Annotated in this window: 23 protein-coding genes; 13 read left to right on the forward strand and 10 right to left on the reverse strand. The window is 36.6% G+C overall.

Features of this window, described 5'->3' with window-relative positions; all coding sequences use genetic code 11:
- Positions 1 to 104: 104 nt before the first annotated feature.
- A complete protein-coding gene (locus E4O00_RS03400) occupies positions 105 to 1,043 on the reverse strand; it encodes a BRO family protein (RefSeq protein ID WP_253678584.1) in 939 nt (312 codons plus the stop codon).
- Entirely contained in the window at positions 1,033 to 1,386 is a 354-nt protein-coding gene (locus E4O00_RS03405) for a helix-turn-helix domain-containing protein (RefSeq protein ID WP_253678585.1), read from the reverse strand. Before E4O00_RS03405 ends, E4O00_RS03400 begins: the two co-directional genes overlap by 11 nt.
- 123 nt (positions 1,387 to 1,509) lie before the next feature.
- Between E4O00_RS03405 and E4O00_RS03410 the strand changes: the two genes are divergently transcribed.
- From E4O00_RS03410 to E4O00_RS03470, 13 genes are all read left to right on the forward strand, one after another.
- On the forward strand, positions 1,510 to 1,692 hold the full coding sequence (locus E4O00_RS03410) for a hypothetical protein (RefSeq protein WP_253678586.1): 183 nt from the start codon (positions 1,510 to 1,512) through the stop codon (positions 1,690 to 1,692).
- A 122-nt stretch (positions 1,693 to 1,814) separates the two neighbouring features.
- Positions 1,815 to 2,033: a hypothetical protein gene (locus E4O00_RS03415; RefSeq protein ID WP_253678587.1), complete on the forward strand. Its 219-nt coding sequence runs from the start codon at positions 1,815 to 1,817 to the stop codon at positions 2,031 to 2,033.
- The gene (locus tag E4O00_RS03420; protein WP_253678588.1) at positions 2,030 to 2,389 is read left to right on the forward strand and encodes a hypothetical protein; all 360 of its coding nucleotides are present in this window, start codon (positions 2,030 to 2,032) and stop codon (positions 2,387 to 2,389) included. Before E4O00_RS03415 ends, E4O00_RS03420 begins: the two co-directional genes overlap by 4 nt.
- On the forward strand, positions 2,386 to 2,628 hold the full coding sequence (locus E4O00_RS03425; RefSeq protein WP_253678589.1) for a hypothetical protein: 243 nt from the start codon (positions 2,386 to 2,388) through the stop codon (positions 2,626 to 2,628). The genes E4O00_RS03420 and E4O00_RS03425 overlap by 4 nt, the downstream gene beginning before the upstream one ends.
- A 15-nt stretch (positions 2,629 to 2,643) precedes the next feature.
- The gene (locus tag E4O00_RS03430; RefSeq protein ID WP_253678590.1) at positions 2,644 to 2,859 is read left to right on the forward strand and encodes a hypothetical protein; all 216 of its coding nucleotides are present in this window, start codon (positions 2,644 to 2,646) and stop codon (positions 2,857 to 2,859) included.
- Positions 2,860 to 2,863: 4 nt separating this feature from the next.
- The gene (locus E4O00_RS03435; RefSeq protein ID WP_253678591.1) at positions 2,864 to 3,271 is read left to right on the forward strand and encodes a single-stranded DNA-binding protein; all 408 of its coding nucleotides are present in this window, start codon (positions 2,864 to 2,866) and stop codon (positions 3,269 to 3,271) included.
- A 15-nt stretch (positions 3,272 to 3,286) separates the two neighbouring features.
- Positions 3,287 to 4,006 (forward strand): ParA family protein, encoded by a 720-nt coding sequence (locus E4O00_RS03440; protein WP_253678592.1) that lies wholly within the window; start codon positions 3,287 to 3,289, stop codon positions 4,004 to 4,006.
- Positions 3,999 to 5,057, forward strand: a complete 1,059-nt coding sequence (locus tag E4O00_RS03445; RefSeq protein ID WP_253678593.1) for a ParB/RepB/Spo0J family partition protein — start codon at positions 3,999 to 4,001, stop codon at positions 5,055 to 5,057. The genes E4O00_RS03440 and E4O00_RS03445 overlap by 8 nt, the downstream gene beginning before the upstream one ends.
- Complete coding sequence (locus tag E4O00_RS03450; protein WP_253678594.1) at positions 5,057 to 5,314, forward strand: hypothetical protein; 258 nt, start codon at positions 5,057 to 5,059, stop codon at positions 5,312 to 5,314. The genes E4O00_RS03445 and E4O00_RS03450 overlap by 1 nt, the downstream gene beginning before the upstream one ends.
- 17 nt (positions 5,315 to 5,331) lie before the next feature.
- Positions 5,332 to 5,514, forward strand: a complete 183-nt coding sequence (locus E4O00_RS03455) for a hypothetical protein (protein WP_253678595.1) — start codon at positions 5,332 to 5,334, stop codon at positions 5,512 to 5,514.
- A gap of 39 nt (positions 5,515 to 5,553) precedes the next feature.
- Complete coding sequence (locus tag E4O00_RS03460) at positions 5,554 to 8,589, forward strand: toprim domain-containing protein (protein WP_253678596.1); 3,036 nt, start codon at positions 5,554 to 5,556, stop codon at positions 8,587 to 8,589.
- A 10-nt stretch (positions 8,590 to 8,599) separates the two neighbouring features.
- The gene (locus E4O00_RS03465; protein WP_253678597.1) at positions 8,600 to 8,926 is read left to right on the forward strand and encodes a hypothetical protein; all 327 of its coding nucleotides are present in this window, start codon (positions 8,600 to 8,602) and stop codon (positions 8,924 to 8,926) included.
- A gap of 13 nt (positions 8,927 to 8,939) precedes the next feature.
- Entirely contained in the window at positions 8,940 to 9,617 is a 678-nt protein-coding gene (locus E4O00_RS03470; protein WP_253678598.1) for a hypothetical protein, read from the forward strand.
- Between the two features lie 31 nt (positions 9,618 to 9,648).
- On the opposite strand, the gene E4O00_RS03475 is transcribed toward E4O00_RS03470, so the two are convergent.
- From E4O00_RS03475 to E4O00_RS03510, 8 genes are all read right to left on the reverse strand, one after another.
- The gene (locus tag E4O00_RS03475) at positions 9,649 to 10,137 is read right to left on the reverse strand and encodes a hypothetical protein (RefSeq protein WP_371922712.1); all 489 of its coding nucleotides are present in this window, start codon (positions 10,135 to 10,137) and stop codon (positions 9,649 to 9,651) included.
- Between the two features lie 61 nt (positions 10,138 to 10,198).
- Positions 10,199 to 10,933, reverse strand: a complete 735-nt coding sequence (locus tag E4O00_RS03480; RefSeq protein WP_253678599.1) for a hypothetical protein — start codon at positions 10,931 to 10,933, stop codon at positions 10,199 to 10,201.
- A 171-nt stretch (positions 10,934 to 11,104) separates the two neighbouring features.
- Positions 11,105 to 11,806, reverse strand: a complete 702-nt coding sequence (locus E4O00_RS03485; RefSeq protein ID WP_253678600.1) for a hypothetical protein — start codon at positions 11,804 to 11,806, stop codon at positions 11,105 to 11,107.
- 12 nt (positions 11,807 to 11,818) lie between these two features.
- Positions 11,819 to 13,036 (reverse strand): baseplate J/gp47 family protein, encoded by a 1,218-nt coding sequence (locus E4O00_RS03490; RefSeq protein ID WP_253678601.1) that lies wholly within the window; start codon positions 13,034 to 13,036, stop codon positions 11,819 to 11,821.
- Between the two features lie 47 nt (positions 13,037 to 13,083).
- Positions 13,084 to 13,488, reverse strand: a complete 405-nt coding sequence (locus E4O00_RS03495; RefSeq protein WP_253678602.1) for a hypothetical protein — start codon at positions 13,486 to 13,488, stop codon at positions 13,084 to 13,086.
- A 117-nt stretch (positions 13,489 to 13,605) separates the two neighbouring features.
- On the reverse strand, positions 13,606 to 14,073 hold the full coding sequence (locus tag E4O00_RS03500) for a hypothetical protein (protein WP_253678603.1): 468 nt from the start codon (positions 14,071 to 14,073) through the stop codon (positions 13,606 to 13,608).
- Positions 14,064 to 15,332 (reverse strand): LysM peptidoglycan-binding domain-containing protein, encoded by a 1,269-nt coding sequence (locus E4O00_RS03505; RefSeq protein ID WP_253678604.1) that lies wholly within the window; start codon positions 15,330 to 15,332, stop codon positions 14,064 to 14,066. Before E4O00_RS03505 ends, E4O00_RS03500 begins: the two co-directional genes overlap by 10 nt.
- Positions 15,316 to 16,623: a DNA circularization N-terminal domain-containing protein gene (locus E4O00_RS03510; RefSeq protein WP_253678605.1), complete on the reverse strand. Its 1,308-nt coding sequence runs from the start codon at positions 16,621 to 16,623 to the stop codon at positions 15,316 to 15,318. The genes E4O00_RS03505 and E4O00_RS03510 overlap by 17 nt, the downstream gene beginning before the upstream one ends.

Below are 16,623 nucleotides of genomic sequence, written 5' to 3' on the forward strand. Positions count from 1 at the left end.
AACAAAGGTTTTCCCCAAAATTGGGGAAAACCACCAGCCTTTTTGCTTGCCAAATTTGGCAAGCAAAATAAAAGAGGGGTAGCTTTTTTCTACCCCCTTTTTAGCTATTTTATTATACATCCCCTGAAAACAGGGTTATGTTTTCGGCTTGAATCCAAACGGAGCTGCGGAAAAATATAGCTTAATTCCTCAAAAAACTTCTTGCTGTTAATGGGAACCGTCATTGCATGCCTAAAAAACAGCTTAAAAAGTACATTCGCCTCAATAAAATCTGCATCATTGCCCGTTATTTCGAGAAATTTACCGCCAAACCTAAGTATATCGGCATGTGTATCCTCAGGAAGCGGTAATGCCGTATATCCTGATTGTGCATTTTGCCCCCTTTCAATCCTTGAAAGAGCCTTTTCTATCCGTTCAAGCCTATCGTTAATAGCCCCTGTAGCATCATATACCCCGTTTTTACGGATATTCGGCAAAACCTCTTTGAAAACCCAATTTTTAAATTTTTCAGCACACGGCTTCCTACTTAAAAATATCAGCCTATATAACCCGGGTTCATTAACTGCACTTAATTGATGCGGGACACCATTTCTCGGATTACCGTAACTACTAGTTACGGTAATCTTTTCATCTTCGGGCAAGGAAACTAATGCCTTACGGGAATTCACTAATTCTAAAACATCACAAACATCCTTAGCTATCCACCATTGCTCATTATTGATTGTAAGCGTTCTAACCGTAAAACCGTTAAAACTAAGCGGTAAAAGGCTGTTTTCATGCGTTTTAAGGGCTTTTTGAGCCTCAAGAGCGTGATTTTCTTCAAGCATAGCCGCTAAAGTCTTATTACCGCCTCCATCGCCGATTATAGCCAATGTTTCTTCAAGAGAAAAATCAGAAGGTCTTTCAGGTGATCCTTTTTCAAGTTTCTTTACAATAACATTTCTTAAGGAAAAATTTTCCCTAAGAAATCTCTTTCCATGACACCAATTCCTTACAGTGCGTTCTTCAACACCGCACAATTCCGCAATTTCTTTAATTGTCATTTTCTTTCTCCTCTTTTTTCATTTGTTTTTGAACTTGAATATAAGCATAAACAGCTCTTGCTTCCTCTTCTGTCAAAACATTTTCAACATCATAGATTATTTTTTTTTGTGTAGAAGTGAGTTCCTTTTTTTCTACCATCCTAGGCTCAACACCATCTAAAACCCATGTTTTTGAAAACCCAAATTCCTTTTCAATTACTGCGGCTGTTGTATTCGATATTTTACAATTACCTTTCAATAATTTTGAAATAAAACCATCAGACACATCAATTCTTTCTGCAAATTTTTTTTGATTAAGTCCTGATTTTTCTAAAATAAACTTCATTCTATCTGATAAACTCATCTATCAACCTCTTAAAAAAGATTATATCAAAAAAAATTGAATAAGTCAATAAAAAATGCTTGACAAGTTTTATAATTCAATGTATAATTGAGTTATTCAAACAGAATAAGGAGTAATTCAATTATGATTAAAAATTTAAAAGAAGAGATTATCAAATATGTTCTCGAATCGTCTGAAGCAGAAAATAAAAATCTTTCTGTTTTTATCGCAGGAATGCAAGCTCAAAAACAGATAACCAATGAATCTACAGAGTTTGATGCCTCGCAAATAAAAGTACCTATAAAACTCGCAGTCAACCACGGATAAGGCTAGGACTCTCCTAGTTTATATATAGCAAGGAATAAGCCGGACGGTTAGGGGCCGACAGCGCAATTTTTTTGCGGCTAACTGCGAAACGGCAAGCCGTCATTTTTAAAGGGGGGGCAAAGATGAAAAAGAGCGGTAAAAAAGAACCCGTATTTATAAACGGCTTCTTATACTACAGCTTTTTTACTGCAAGTGTTGAATCGGGACTTTCCTCGGTAGGACTTTGGAAAGCCCTAAAAAAATCGGACGGGCTTCCCGTTCCGGTAAAAAAAAATTTAATAGCAACCGAAGCATGGACGGTCAATCGTAAATGCTTCCTAAAAATGGAGTACGGCTTATGAAAGAACAAGAATATCAGTTCCAAGTTTTAGATCTAAAAATAACGCAGGCAATTTCTCTTATAAAAGAAAATAGGGAAATTGAAGCTAAAAAGAATTTCACCGATTCCCTTCCTGCATGGGTAGATTTGGAAACTGCCGTCAAACTAAAAACCAACAGGTCTATCGAAACCTATCGGTCTAAACTTTTCTTGCAGCCCTGCTGCGGAACAAACTATAAATTGGTCGGGGGTATTAAGTCTTGGGAAAAGTCCGATGTCCTTGAATGGCTAAGCATAACCGACAACAACCTAAAACCTTACGCTGAACGCTTCGGCGTTAAACTTCCTTCAAACTACGAAAAAAGGAGCCAAGAATGAAAAACGAAAACAGCAAATATATCATTAAAATAATTCCGCACAGCCGCCTAGACCTTCAAGGCTTTTATACAGGCCTTGCCGAAACGGAAGAGGGCACTATAGCAGCAACCGTTCAAGACGAAGAAAACACGCAAGTAAAAGTCTTCGATGGACTTCAAGCTGCAACGGAAGAGTACATGTATATTTTGGCTAACGCCGTAAATATAACAAGAAACGATGTATGTTTCTTGAAAAAATAATTAAGGAGTAAATAAATGATAATCAAAAAGAACACTCTAATTCAAATCAATTCTTCTATCCATTCTGTTTTTAAAGCTACAGCTATTAAAGACTTTAACACTAATGAAGAATGGTATCCGCTATATTTAGCAGATGATTATTTGGAAGGTGCGAGTAAATTTTGGGCAAAAGGCGAAGAAGTTCCATGCAGGAAGTGTTTTGTCAAAAGTTTTAAAATAATTAAGGAGTAAATAAATGACAGACTTAAACAAATTTACAGCAACCGGAAGACTTACCGGCAATGCCGAATTAAGGTACACTGCAAACGAAACCGCTTGCACCTCTTTCAGCATAGCCTGTAATAAGTCGTATAAACAAAATGATGAATGGGTTGAAAAAGCTCATTTTTTTAATTGCGTAATTTGGGGCAAATACGGTGAAGCTATGCAAAAACATTTGACCAAAGGTAAGCAAATCGCAATAGAGGCAGAATTAAATCATAAACCTTGGAAAGACAAAAACGAGACTCTTCACAATGACATTGTTTTAAATGTTCAAAACCTCGTTCTTTTAAGCTCGCCGAAAAGCAAAAGTACAAATAATGAAGAAAATCCAATCTATGATTCTGATCTAATGGAACAGCCGGAAGGAATTCCGTTTTAAATAAAGGAGCAAACAATGGCAAAAATAATAGTTGCATCAAGCTATAAAGGCGGGGTAGGGAAGACCACCATAATCACAACGACAGGCGAAACGCTTGCAAGTCGAGGTTTTAAAGTTCTTGAAATCGACCTTGACAGTAACTGCACCCTTACCAAATGTTACAATAAACTTTTTCAAGATATAACTTCTAAAAATTTATTGACGGAAACGGTAAGCTCTTTTAGCGGCGTTTATCCTGCAAAAAAAAACATTGACATAATTCCGTCTTGCCTCGAAAACAATTTGTTAAATAATATTATGGACATTCAATTAAAAATCAATCTTGCAAAAACAGGATTAAAAGACATGTACGATTATATCTTAATCGATCCGCCCGGGTATTGGTGTGCACACACCCGGAACGCCGTTTTTTGTGCGGACATTTTAATTCTGCCGGGCACTTGCTCTTCTTTGGACTTTTCGGCAATCGAACTTTATTTTGATATTTTGAAAAACTGCAACATCGTAGCCGATACCTATGTTTCGATTAACAAATCGAATACAAAAACAAACGAACCGGGCATTTTGGAGAAATATCAAAATACTTTTAAAGAATTTTTAATCCCCGGAGCAATTCCCGATATTCCGTCTCTAAAACGCTTAACCGAAAATGTAAATTACCCGATTCATGCTTCCGTAAAAAAACGGCTTGAAAATTATATCGATTATTTTTTAAAAGGAGTAAACAATGGCTAAAATTGAATCAGCAGGAAGGACGCAAAAAATAAGTCTTTCACAAATTATAGAAACAGGCAATGTCCGTGAAGATTATCGGGATATTGAAGAACTTGCACAATCAATAAAAGACAACGGACTTATGCAGCCTATAGTAGTTAAGCGGGCGGGGCTGACTTCCGAAGGTATTCCGCAATTTGAACTCGTTGCAGGTAACCGAAGAAAAAGAGCCCTTGAATTTCTATGTTCAAAAGGCGATGACTTTTCAATGGTCGATGCAGTAATCATCACGGGTGATAAACTTACACTACAGTTAATCGAAAACATTCAACGAAGCGATTTAACATCGGCCGAAAGGGAGAACGGCGTATTTGAAATGCTTAACACAGGTTTAAGTCAGCGTGAAATTGCCGCAAAATTAGCTAAAAGCGAGCAGTGGGTATCAAGACACCTTGCCGCTCACAAAACTCGTCAAATCCTTACATCTAAAGGAATAAATTGCGAGTATGAAACAAACATTTTAACGGCCTTTCGTACAATTCCTGATGATGATTTAATTCCTCTAGTAGAAAAACTTGAAGAACTAGGCGGAACAAAAGCTGCTGCCGAAAAAATTACAAGGGAATATAAAAATCCATCACTCGCCGATACAGGGGTTTCAGAAAACCAATCGGAAAACTTCAAAAATGAAGAGCCACAACCCCTGAAGGAAGAGTCGGCTATTAAAGAAGAAATGCAAACTCAACCCATGCAAGAACCTTTAACTTCTCAATCCGAAATCCATGATGAAAACTCGGTAATTGCTCAAACTTCTACAGAGCAAGAACACACTTATTTTGAAAAAAATATTAAACCCGAAAACCCTCTAAAAGGCAAAACCATATACGGAGAAGAGATAGAGCCGGAAGATAAGCTAATAAGTTCTAAATTTGTGTTTAATCAAATAACGGACTATATTCAAGCGGTTAAAAACAAAATAGGCACTTTACAAAATGAAACATTAAAAATAAGCGAGCAGGCAAAAATTGAGGCGGCCTATGACATCATCGCCTTACTTCATACGAGGGATTAATGACTAAACAAAAACCCGGCTGGAAATACATTTACAGCGAATCTCTTAAACAAGAAATCGCCGTCCACTTAAAAACCGGCTGGGTTTATTGTAAAGACGGAACCAGATACAGTCCAAAGGAAATTGCTATGATAAAAGAAAATAAAACAATCGTAACTCAAAAGCTTCATAACATAAAAAAAACTTTTGAAGGCGAAATAGCAAAAATCGAACTCACCGCCTCACAAGAAAAAGAAGAGGAATTGGAAATATGGTAAAGGATCTATAAAAAAATATGAATTCAAAACAATCCAAAAAATTACGCAAGCAATATAAAAAAGCCTTAAACGCTAAAGCTCAATCAACGCTAAAAAAAACTATTTTTAATCTCGCTCGCAAAAGAGATTTAATCGGAATAATCGCAATCATCGAAGCGGTTATTATTGCAATTTTAACAATAAAAATCTTTACTGCCTAAAAAAAATAACGACACCTTAACGCCAAAAGGATAGCACAAATGAATTACGAAAAATACAAAAACCGTTTAATCGAATACTTACGCTTAAAAGGCATTAAAGCTGAACGGGGACTTATCCGCTGTTTTAATCCCAATCATGAAGATAGAAATCCGTCTTGCGAATTATTTGACGATAAATTCATTTGTTATTCGGGAAACTGCGGTATTCACGGCGACATTTACGATGCCGTAGAAATTTTGGAAGGTATCAAAGACAAAGCCGAACAATTCAAAGCTGTAGAAAAGACCTTCGGCGATGACTATGTTCCGCCTCCCGAAATAAAAACGGAAAAACAAACCTTTACTCCCGATACAAAAGCCTGTGAAGAATTTGAAAAATATCTATTAAAAAATAAAGCTTCAAAAAAAGCCATAATAAACTTCTTAAACACAAGGGCCGCTTCGAGCGGCGGAACAGGTACTCAAAAAAATACTTCTTACCCTTCAGGCATGATCGACAATTTGGTAAAGTATTTTTTTTACTGGCCCGGCTTCGACCTCGCACGGGGCGGGCTGGATAGGAGCGTGCTGCAGGGCGCCGGCGTTCCGCTTGCGCATCCTAAAACGGGTTACTCAAGCTGGGAGCATTCAGGCGTAGTCATTAAACTAGGCACCGGCTATAAGCTGCACTATTATCAAGACGGCGTTTGTGAAAAGCGAGGTACAAAATCATGTTCCACCTTTCCAATGCCCGGAACGATAGACGCTTCAAAACCTGTTATTCTTGTAGAAGGCGAGCTTGACGCAATCGCATGTTCAGCATCAGGAATTAAAAATGTTTTTTCTACAGGCGGAACAAAAGGCTTAACCGCTCCTAAAATAAAAAAATACCTTTTAAATGTTCCTGAAATTATCATTTTTTTTGACAACGACGATTCCGGCAAAAAAACGGCGGGGCTTATTTCTTTCGACGAAAACGATAAAAGAACTTCAAATCTGCCTGAAACTTTTTTAAAAGCCGGCTTTAAAGGAAAAATAAAAATCGCTTCCTTTCCTGATGGCTTCCCATACAAGGATCAAGATGCCGCAATAATAGCCGGTAAATTGGATGCAGTAAAAAAAGCCATTGAAGAGGCAAAAGAATATACCCCGCCTCAAAAAAAGCCTAAAACGGATGTGCCCTTTTGGGAAGCCTACGAAACGGTAAGCATTAAACGCATTAAGACAATTTTAAAAAAAATACAATACAACGATCTCGACGATAAAGACATTCAACCCTTTGTGTCTGCTTGCGTAAAGGCTTGCGGACACTCACAAATAAAACAAGAACTTGCCAAGTGGGGGGCTTCAAATGAAGAGATTGAAAAGAACACCGACTATAGCCCTTACTTTTTAATTGAGGCTTGCGAAAAATACGGAGCTTCAAAATATTTATTAAAAGAAATAGAAAAAGCCCTAGTTCCTGAAAGCGAAATCCTAAAAAAAATAAAAGAGCAAAAAACAATAGTTGCTATTGACTATAAGTCGATGGAACTCAACGCAAACGCAATGCAATTTTTAACAACAAAAGGAGTGCGTTCAGCCGCTCAACTCATAGCCGATGTTTTAAAAGGTAAATTGATTTATGTTGAATCCGAAAAAAAACATTACTTCTTTGACGGCCACGTTTGGACTAGAGAGCCCGATGTCGCAGGTATCTCATACACAATCCTATCAAACATTTTGCGTTATTTTTTACAAAGACGAATAGGAAACAAGGCACAAGTTTATGAACTTTTACAAAAAATAGAAGCCCGCCGTTTCCGTGTTGAATTAGTGCAAGATTTATCGGGATTAAAACCTGAAGTATTCCGTGAATCAGTTTTGTTTGACGGCCCTACGGTAAAAGAATCGCTTACGCTTCTCGACGGCGTTATGGATTTTTCGGGAAACAAAATCGTATTCCGAAAATCCGAACCTGAAGAATACCGAAGAGAAGTTTTACCGTACAAAACAGAAAGCGTAGAAAAAGCCTTAAAGCCTGAAAAGTTTTTAAACTTTATGAAATCCAATTTTAAAAACGAAGAGACACTGCAAACCTTAATCTATTATCTATCACTTATACCATCACGGAATACTCAATATAAATACGGCGGAATATTTATCGGTAAAACTCATACCGGCAAAACCACAACAATAGAATTATTAAAAGATATTTACACCAACATGCTGGAACGCCTTCCTTCCGATGTTCTTGTTTCTCAAAATAAAAGGCGCTTATCGGGAAACGAAGCAACGCCTTATATTGCCCGCCTTGAAGGAAAGGGAGCGGCAATCGCTCAAGAAACGGAACGCAACGGATATTTAAATAATGCCCTATGGAAAGAATTAACGGGCGGCGATACTTTAACTGCACGAGGTCTTTACAAAGAACCTCACGACTTTATTCCTACATCACAGATAATAATGTGTACAAACCACAGCCCTCGTTTTGATGCACACGATGAAGCAACAATAGACCGAATGATAGTTATTCCTTTTTCTGTTCAACATAAAAAAGGCGAAAAAGGAACAAAGTCATTATCAACTATTTTAAAATCAATAAAAGAAGAATATCCTGCAATCATAAAATACTTTGCAGAAACATATATTGATTTAAAGTACGAACATGAAGGGGCAATTCCATTATCGGAAGAATGTAAAAACTACAAACAAAACTATGTAAAAGAACAAGAAACCGATCTTGATAAATTCGTAACCGATAATCTTGAATTCGATATGTCCGGAAATGTTTTTGAAAAAGTTCAAGCGGTATATGAACGCTATCTTGATTATTACAATTTTTCGGCAGATGACAAAGAAGCCCTAACCCGCAATAAATTTGTCCGATTTTTAAAACATGATTATCTCGAAATAAATTACAAACAGAAAAAAATAGACGGTAATCCCGAACTCTGTTTTTTTAATGTCCGTTTAAAACCCTATGAAGGCAAGACACAACAGCCGTCATTAACTGAAAAAGAAAATAAAAACGTCCATTCAAACACAATACCTGAAGATGATTTTAAAAATAATTACATTGAACCGCCGGATGAAAATCCTTTTGAAGATGATTAAGGAGTATTAAATGTTTGTTTCACCACTCAATATTTTAAACAATGAAAAACTTCCTCTTACAAAAGTAGACAGCATAAGTGAAAATCATAAAGGTAACTTTATCGAAATAAATATTTATCGTTTGGATAATCGATTTTCTTTTGAATACAAAATGAAAATAGAAAAAATAATAAAACAAAAAACGCCGCATGAAAAAGATTTTATTTTTCTTTCAAAACATGAAGCCTTAAAAGTAGCAAAAAAGGAAATAAAAGAAAACTGTAAACAATCTCGAAAAGCCAAACATCTTATTGAAGATTTTACGGTTATAAACTATAATCAATTAGAGTTATTTTAAAAGGAGAAAAAAAATGTCTCAAACTGCAAAAATGGTAATTCACGATCCCGAAAGTTTTCATCTTTTAACAATCGATGCAAAAAAAACAATTATAAAGGCAGCAACAAACACGGTGAATGTTCAGGCAGCTCTTGCAAGAAAAAACACCATTAACACTATGAAAAATAAATTTACACTCCGAAATAATTTTACAACAAAACAAGTTCAGTTTGACAAAATGCCGCAGGGTTTATATAGTTTAAACGCCATTCACTCTACAGTCGGTATAAATCAAAAAGCCTCGTACATGGAACGCCAAGAAAAAGGCGGTATTCATAAACCTGCAACAGGTTCAAAACTCGCAATCCCAACCGATACAGCCCGAAGCGGAAACAGAGCAAAGCCCGTTTCAAGAATATATAGAGTAAATAAACTTCGCTCTCAAAAAGTTAAAGGCCTTTTTAAAAAAAATATCCGTTCCCAAAAAGCCCGGCAAGTTGCCCGTGCTTATGTTTCTTTTAAAACCGGTAAACTAATTTCTTTCGGTAAAAATCTTCACAAGGTTACAAGATTTCACTCCTCAAAAGGGCAGGTGTCTTTTAAATTAAAACAAGTGTACAGTTTTTCAAAATCACAAACACGCACCCCACCTACACCTTTTTTTTCAAAACGCTTGCGAAAAACCCGCAATCGACGGCCAAAAGATTTTTAATTCTCAAATGGATAAATTACAAAAGTAAATTCTATTCAACCTTCGGATGCCGTTTTTTTATTTCCTCAATTTTCTCAAGCCATACAGATTTTTCGACATCGCCTCGAAAAACCTGCATACCGAGAGGATCAGCCTCACGCCGATAATCTGCTTCTCTCAATTCGTCAATATATAAATTGTATTGTTCTTTTGATAACTTACCCTCGTTGTAAAGTTCTCTTTTTGATTTTTTAACAATACAATCTCCCTCTATTTTTTCATCGTCTTTTAAAACTCTTAATCCCGCCTCAACCTTTTCGACGTCTGTCATATCTTCAAAGGCTGTGCCGTCAGTATTGAGCTTCTTACCTTCGGGCGGTTCGATGAGCTTTTCTTCTACAAGTTTTTTTAAAGGTTTTTTCTTTCCCGTAATTAAATCCTCATACAGTCGAACATCGTCTCCGATGTTCGACTGTATGTTTGAGGCGTAGATGTAAGTTACGCCCTTTTTTCTCGACCTTCGGCTTTTCGCCGATAACATGCTTTGTAATAAGGTTGTTCTCAATTTCTATTCTTTCAAAATATTCCATATTTAATTTCTCCTATTCATTTTTAACGAGCAACCAAAAGGTAAAGGTTAGGTTGCGTGAGCGATTTTCTTCTGCCGTTGGGAGACCGGCTCTTGCTACAGAAAAGTTAATAGCTCCAACTTTAGAGCTTATATTCTCAGAACCGCGTACCGAATATTCGTCCCACGAGGTCGTGAACAAAGCTCCACCTTGATGTGAATACATATTCACGTTAAATGTTGTTAGATATCCGTTGATTTCTCTTATTGCATCACACTGCTCATCATCTTGAAAGACACAGTCTCCATTCTTGATTTGCTCTTTTGTCAATTTTTTAGAACTAAAGGGATTTGCATTGTCTCCCTTTGCTCTAAAGAAGTTACCCCTATAATTTACTTCATACCAACTATAGCCGGCATAATGCATTGTTAGATCTTCAAGCGGGCTGGGCATTCCGGGCATTTGGAAGTAACCTTTTTGGTAATGTTCGATAAATTTTTGATTCGTATAATCTTGCGTTATTTTTTTTAACGCTTTCAAAACATCCGAATCATCTGCATCATCAGGAACACCCGATATACTGGACATATCGCCGAATGCCTCTTTGATAATAGCCTGCCTTGTGCCATTAATATCATTCATCCATTTCGCCAAAAGAGGAGTGCCGTCCGTACTCTCTTCTCCCGAAGCATCTACCGCCTTACCGGCTGGGTATTTCGGATCGCTCGTATTCACATAATCCGAATATGTTGCATCCAATTTAATCATAATACCTCCATAAAAACTTTTTGCAGCAAATATCAATTTGCGAAAAAAGTTTTTTCACGCAGTTTGTTTACAAACTGCATAAAATAATACGATGTTTTGTGCAAGCACAAAACTCGATGATAAACAGTGAGGCGGAATTTCTGCCGAACTGTTTATCGTAACTCCATTATTTTAATCTATCCATTCTATAAATAAAACCGCAACCGAATGTACGGGTTTTATTTTTAAAATTAAATACTCAATATAATTTCTAAACTCTTTTTTTATTTTTAGTTTTTCGATATATAAAATTTTGCCTTTCGAATTCCGAATAATTTTTTTACAAACAAAAAAACAATAAACCCAAAACTTAGGATCGTTTTTAATCGAATAAACTTCCGAAACATCATTTCTTAAAACCGAGGGTATAAAATTATCATCTCCTATTCTATATCCGCATACCGCTTTTTTATTTTTGCAGCACATTATTTTATTTCCGCAAACAGCAACATGCGTAACGCTTCTTTGTCTGGGATTGCTTATCGGTAAGTTTTCTGCAACCAAAATTCTTTCATCTATATTTTTTAATATATTTTGCAAAAAACACAAAGACTGTCCGCCCTTATTCATTTTCCAAAGAGCCGCCAAAACACCCCTTTGTTTTTCTAATTCTTTATTTGAAAAAACAACAGCAAAGGTCTTTTCCCAATCATCTATAGCACGGCTTGTTTCTGGAAACAAATCAAAATAAACTTTTTCCATTTCAACCCGAATATCTTCCGGCAAAACGGCTATAGCCTTAATTAACTTTTTTTTATTTGTATCTTTTACAAGCTCAAAAGCTCTCGATCTAGGAAACAATAATTTTATAGCATTAAAAAAAGCACCTACCATCTATTTTTTTCCTTAATAAGAAACCCCGTTGATTGAAAAAGCTCCCAACTTTGCCAGCTTGCCGTTATCTAAAACATAAGAGCTAAAAACAACATTTTCTTTTTTTAAAACAACCTCTTCAAAAACAGCCTTAGCAGCAACGGCTATTTGATTTATTACGGTTATAACATGATTTTTTGAAACAACATTTGTACGATTATTATCATCGGATAATCCTCTAATATACAAGTCCCTATCCAAAAAATAATTTTTAAGGGCGGGTTTAATCAATTCCGCAAAATCGGCAGGGGCAATTCCTGTAACGCCGGTAACGGCAACCTCTATTTCAACAACAGAAATAGGTTTAATATTTTCATAAGAGCCGTCATTCTTTGGATCAAGCATAGCCGTCAACGGCTTGCGTATTGCCTTTCCTGTTTCGGGATCATAGGTGCAGGCTTCTCCGACTTTTTTAAGCAAACCCTTATCAGGAATTCTATTATCAAAAACCGAAGGTATTCCTGAAACATAAAGCAGCACACCGCCCGGCTGTTCCTTATCGTTATAAGGGTAAACCCTTAACACTCCCGGAACATCGGCAGCCCAAATTCTATAGTCCGCCAATGCACCGCCTTGAGGCTGTAAACGGAATCTGTTTATCAGTCTTTCCCTATAGTTAGCTTCCAACTCTTCATCAAGTCCCGTTCTTTCAACTTCCAAAACAACCGCTTCCGATTTTATAAACCCGTAAGGATTTACAAAATTAAGTACATCGCTTACTTCCAAATTCCCCGCCGTGCCTATTTCTGTACAAACAACCTTAACCCTTTCCTTGTTCAAAAGCAAAGTTTTTGTTTCATTCGTAACATAAACTTTCCCCGTTACACTGCTTTTTAATTGAGTACCCGAATATAGGACACTTCCCGTTTTTAAAACACCAGCCTCAATAACACCTTGCCATTGAACACCGGCTAAAGGTTCACCTATTCCGAATAAAGCACCCAACTTAACCAGCGGCCTAATTCTTTGTCCTAAAATAATAACTTCTTGCCAATCGGCCGTCTCAGGAAAAAGCTGTAAAAAATACCATCCTATTTGCTTGTATAAAATAATAAAAACCCCGGCAAGGACACGGCAAAAAACTCTGATAAACGACTTAGGCAATAAGCGTAATTTTTTATTAAACTCATGTTCAAAAGAATTTATCAAAAGAGCCTCAATCTCTTTTATACTTTTATTCTTATACGCCATTTAAACCTCCTTGCCATAATAAAGCAAACTCTTCATCATACAATGTCTTACCTTCTTTTTTTTATTTCGACACTCAATAAAAAATTATTCCGTTCTTTAATCCGCCCCGATGTTTTTATTTCATCGGCTATCTTTTTTTCGATAAACCAATTTAAATCAAGGCTCGCAGCCCTTTCAGCCTCTCTCATATTTTTAACGGATAAAGGCATTCCTAAAACAACAGCTTGAAATCTCGAAATCATTTTTTCGTCTTCACTTAAATCCTCTAAAACATTTCCCCACCAAGTCCTAGAATTTTTAACCTTTCCGTCATCAGCCTTATTTCCGCCGAAAAGAGAAAGATAAACGGCACTTGAAAAATCCTTACAAGGTTTTATCAATCCGTCTTCAACAACAACATCGCCCCCATCAGGAGTTTCAATCAAAAGCACATCCCCTTCAAAATCACTCATTAACCGCTCCCGTGCTTAACCTTTTTATTTTCGATATTTGAAAAATCCCCCGCCTGCATCGTTCCGACAGCTGCAATTAAAGCCCCTTGAAAAGCACTAGGTGCCCCGTTCCCCGGCTCAGGAATAGGAGCTTTTAAAGTTCCTAAAATCCCGTTTAATATTGCCGTATTTTTTTTGAAGCTGCATTTTAAGTTCTTCAATTTTAATAAGTCCCCCAAAATCCGAACCGTTTAATTCAATATTCCCTTCCGTCTTTATTTTATAATCGCCTTTTAATTCGATTTCAATATTTCCTGAATTAAGCATTTTGATAGTTGCAACAACTTTCCCGTCTTTATCTCTGGAAAATAAAATCTTCTCCCCGGGCTTCGCACCCTGCGATTCATTTAAACTTCCGACGGCCGCCCTTTCTCCCGTGTTTCCTGCCTTAATTAAAATAAGCCTGTCATTATCGCAAGGAACAGAATCATCTCCGGCATTTGCGTATAATAAAGCCTCTTCATCAAACCCCTTCCTTGTTTCGGCCGTAACAACGTTAAATTTATCTTCCTTTACAATTTTTAAAAACCTTCCGATTATTCCCATGGAAACACCTCCGGCATCTTTCCCGAATAAGAACCGGGCAATATAAGCGAAAATTGAGTTGTCTTATTTTCTGCCGTTCTAATAATTTTAATATTGCGTGCTATAAAATTCGTTTCACGCCTAATCATAGCTTTAGGAGCCTTCACGCAAACGCAAAGTCCTTTCTTGCATAATTGATTATCAATCAACACATGCCCTTCACAATTTAGCTCGTAAGAAACACAATCGGCAAACATCCTCCCTGCCTGTGAATTAACCGCCTTTTCCAAATCGTTTTGAGTTTTAGCATCATCAATCATAATTGATTTATAACGCTGTACACCCTTATTTATTAAATAATTATTTTTAAAGGTATAAGATAAACTTTCGTTTTTAGAATCGGTTTTTGTAAAACCCGTAATGTGGCTGTAAAAATTTTGAGCATTAAATTTTGGTACAACCGATAATAAAGGCGGCTCTCCTTCAACAAAAGAAACTTCGGCTTTTTTTTCTTTCGGTCTAAAAATAACAAGCTGCCCTTTTTCGTTATTTGTAAAAAGTAAATCCCTTTGCTTTAAAAGATTTGTTAAAAACTGTAAAATACTTTCGGAAGGCTCGCAAGCAACTTTTTCAAAATCTGCCCCCGTATCGCCTTTCATTTCAACTCTGATATTATAAGAACTTGTAAGCTCTTCCGCTATCTGCTTAATATTCAATCCCTTATATTGCGCAGGATACTTTGAAGGCGGAATATTACAATCATTTAAAACACCGCAAAGAGGATAACCCTGTAAAGTTATTTCGGCCGTACTGTCTTCCAGCTTAGGTTCAGGCGTTAAAAGTTTCCCGTTAAAAACTAACGAACCCTTATAATAAATTTCACAAGACTTATAGCTAAAAGGTTCTATAGCTTCTTTTAATTCTTTTAATTCGGAATCATAAGGGGCCGAAAAAGAAAAGGTATCAAGCGAATCAAAAGATAAATTTAATTCATACCCCGTAAATCCTACAAATTTTTTACCGCCTATAACGATAGCAACATCCTGCTCTCCGTCTGCAACTTCTACCACAGAAACAACGCCTTTCCCGTCGCTTTCATTAACAGGTATAATCAGCACATCTCCGGGAAAGATTAAAGGTGATCCGTCAATAGCAGTTTTCCTTCCGACAAGTTGAGGATTGGCGGTTACTATGTTATGCCATTTTTGAAAAGAACCCAAATACCTTATTGAAATTGCTCCGAGCGTATCACCCGAAACAACCTTATGCACTTTTGACATAATAAGTAATCTCCTTTCCCATAGGCAATAAAGCAATTTCATCGGCCGTCAATTTATTGTCAAAAATAAGTGAATCAACATAATCAATCGAGCCGTATAATTCCGCACTCAATTCTATAAGCTGCCTATCCCTATCAAGTACAATAATCCTTTGCATAGGCAAGGCAAAAGAAGAATTTATAATAAGCAAAATACTTTTATAAATTAAATTATATAACCCGAAATAAGAATCCGCATCTTTATCTACAAACTTATTAGTCTTTACCTTTTCATCATCAAACTTTTTTATAGTCCAAAATAAACTTTCTATCTCACTCGCCGCATTTAAAGCATCGCTTCTTGAAACAAGATTATTCAAGTCTTTCTTATTACTCGCCGCACCTTCGGCAATTTGTAAAGCAGCACCCGCCGCCAAACTTCCGACAAGAGCGCCTAAAGACAAGCGGGCTGTCATTATCGAATTTACAGCCGCCGTTTTCCCGAATGGATCATTTTTAAATTGAACCATAAGTTTACGGGCCGTCGAATTATATTTTTTAATCTTTTCGGAAACGCTAACCGCAGCCCTTGAAGGAATATTCATTATTCCAAAAACAAAACGGGCAACATTTAACACTCCGTTTCCGCTCGATTTTTCTTTATCAAAAATCTTATTGTTTGCATTTTTAAGTTCATTTAAATTTATAAAAAAATCCGCTTTTTCTTTTTTTGAAGAAACAAGTCCTTCCATTTCACTTTTTATGTTTTCGGTTTGCGTATTTAAAATAGACTTTTGCATTAACTCATCATCTATATTTTTAGAAGTAACACCGCCGGCAAAATCTTCACAAGCGGCGTTTGCAAAATCTTCATATTGTTTTTCTATTTCATCAGCTTCAACTTTTTGCAGTTTCGGAATATTTTCATCCGTAATAACCTTAACAAAAGTAACCTCAACAATCGAATCGTGAAGCCCCGAAATTAAATCGTCAATCCTTTTTATTTTTCCATGCGGAACCACCTTATGTATTCCGTATATCGGGTGCTGCAATTCTCCTATTCCCTTTTCAAAAAGCATTGCTTCAAACCTATCGGCTTTTTCGATACAATCCGAGCCGTTAAAAATACAGGTTAAAGGAAAACTCATAGCCCCCGCACCTTGGTGCTGCACCATCGCCCCGTCTTTATCGGGAAAAGTAAAAAGCCCTGTTTTTAAATCCGTTTCTTTGGAAACATTCCCGTATAAAAATGTAACGGTCTTTTCACTCGGAGATGTATACCTAGCCTCGCTTATTTTGTTTTCCCATTCCAT

It is taken from the genome of Treponema sp. OMZ 788 (assembly GCF_024181245.1).
Lineage (GTDB): Bacteria > Spirochaetota > Spirochaetia > Treponematales > Treponemataceae > Treponema_B.

Bases quoted from the DNA above. Each gene is read 5' to 3' on its own strand.
- E4O00_RS03430 (WP_253678590.1), top strand. From the start codon at position 2,644: ATGATAATCAAAAAGAACACTCTAATTCAAATCAATTCTTCTATCCAT.
- E4O00_RS03400 (WP_253678584.1), bottom strand. From the start codon at position 1,043: ATGACAATTAAAGAAATTGCGGAATTGTGCGGTGTTGAAGAACGCACT.
- E4O00_RS03500 (WP_253678603.1), bottom strand. From the start codon at position 14,073: ATGGGAATAATCGGAAGGTTTTTAAAAATTGTAAAGGAAGATAAATTT.
- E4O00_RS03480 (WP_253678599.1), bottom strand. From the start codon at position 10,933: ATGATTAAATTGGATGCAACATATTCGGATTATGTGAATACGAGCGAT.
- E4O00_RS03410 (WP_253678586.1), top strand. From the start codon at position 1,510: ATGATTAAAAATTTAAAAGAAGAGATTATCAAATATGTTCTCGAATCG.
- E4O00_RS03455 (WP_253678595.1), top strand. From the start codon at position 5,332: ATGAATTCAAAACAATCCAAAAAATTACGCAAGCAATATAAAAAAGCC.
- E4O00_RS03470 (WP_253678598.1), top strand. From the start codon at position 8,940: ATGTCTCAAACTGCAAAAATGGTAATTCACGATCCCGAAAGTTTTCAT.
- E4O00_RS03475 (WP_371922712.1), bottom strand. From the start codon at position 10,137: ATGTTATCGGCGAAAAGCCGAAGGTCGAGAAAAAAGGGCGTAACTTAC.
- E4O00_RS03490 (WP_253678601.1), bottom strand. From the start codon at position 13,036: ATGGCGTATAAGAATAAAAGTATAAAAGAGATTGAGGCTCTTTTGATA.
- E4O00_RS03465 (WP_253678597.1), top strand. From the start codon at position 8,600: ATGTTTGTTTCACCACTCAATATTTTAAACAATGAAAAACTTCCTCTT.
- E4O00_RS03460 (WP_253678596.1), top strand. From the start codon at position 5,554: ATGAATTACGAAAAATACAAAAACCGTTTAATCGAATACTTACGCTTA.
- E4O00_RS03450 (WP_253678594.1), top strand. From the start codon at position 5,057: ATGACTAAACAAAAACCCGGCTGGAAATACATTTACAGCGAATCTCTT.
- E4O00_RS03425 (WP_253678589.1), top strand. From the start codon at position 2,386: ATGAAAAACGAAAACAGCAAATATATCATTAAAATAATTCCGCACAGC.
- E4O00_RS03445 (WP_253678593.1), top strand. From the start codon at position 3,999: ATGGCTAAAATTGAATCAGCAGGAAGGACGCAAAAAATAAGTCTTTCA.
- E4O00_RS03510 (WP_253678605.1), bottom strand. From the start codon at position 16,623: ATGGAATGGGAAAACAAAATAAGCGAGGCTAGGTATACATCTCCGAGT.
- E4O00_RS03405 (WP_253678585.1), bottom strand. From the start codon at position 1,386: ATGAGTTTATCAGATAGAATGAAGTTTATTTTAGAAAAATCAGGACTT.
- E4O00_RS03485 (WP_253678600.1), bottom strand. From the start codon at position 11,806: ATGGTAGGTGCTTTTTTTAATGCTATAAAATTATTGTTTCCTAGATCG.
- E4O00_RS03420 (WP_253678588.1), top strand. From the start codon at position 2,030: ATGAAAGAACAAGAATATCAGTTCCAAGTTTTAGATCTAAAAATAACG.
- E4O00_RS03440 (WP_253678592.1), top strand. From the start codon at position 3,287: ATGGCAAAAATAATAGTTGCATCAAGCTATAAAGGCGGGGTAGGGAAG.
- E4O00_RS03435 (WP_253678591.1), top strand. From the start codon at position 2,864: ATGACAGACTTAAACAAATTTACAGCAACCGGAAGACTTACCGGCAAT.
- E4O00_RS03505 (WP_253678604.1), bottom strand. From the start codon at position 15,332: ATGTCAAAAGTGCATAAGGTTGTTTCGGGTGATACGCTCGGAGCAATT.
- E4O00_RS03495 (WP_253678602.1), bottom strand. From the start codon at position 13,488: ATGAGTGATTTTGAAGGGGATGTGCTTTTGATTGAAACTCCTGATGGG.
- E4O00_RS03415 (WP_253678587.1), top strand. From the start codon at position 1,815: ATGAAAAAGAGCGGTAAAAAAGAACCCGTATTTATAAACGGCTTCTTA.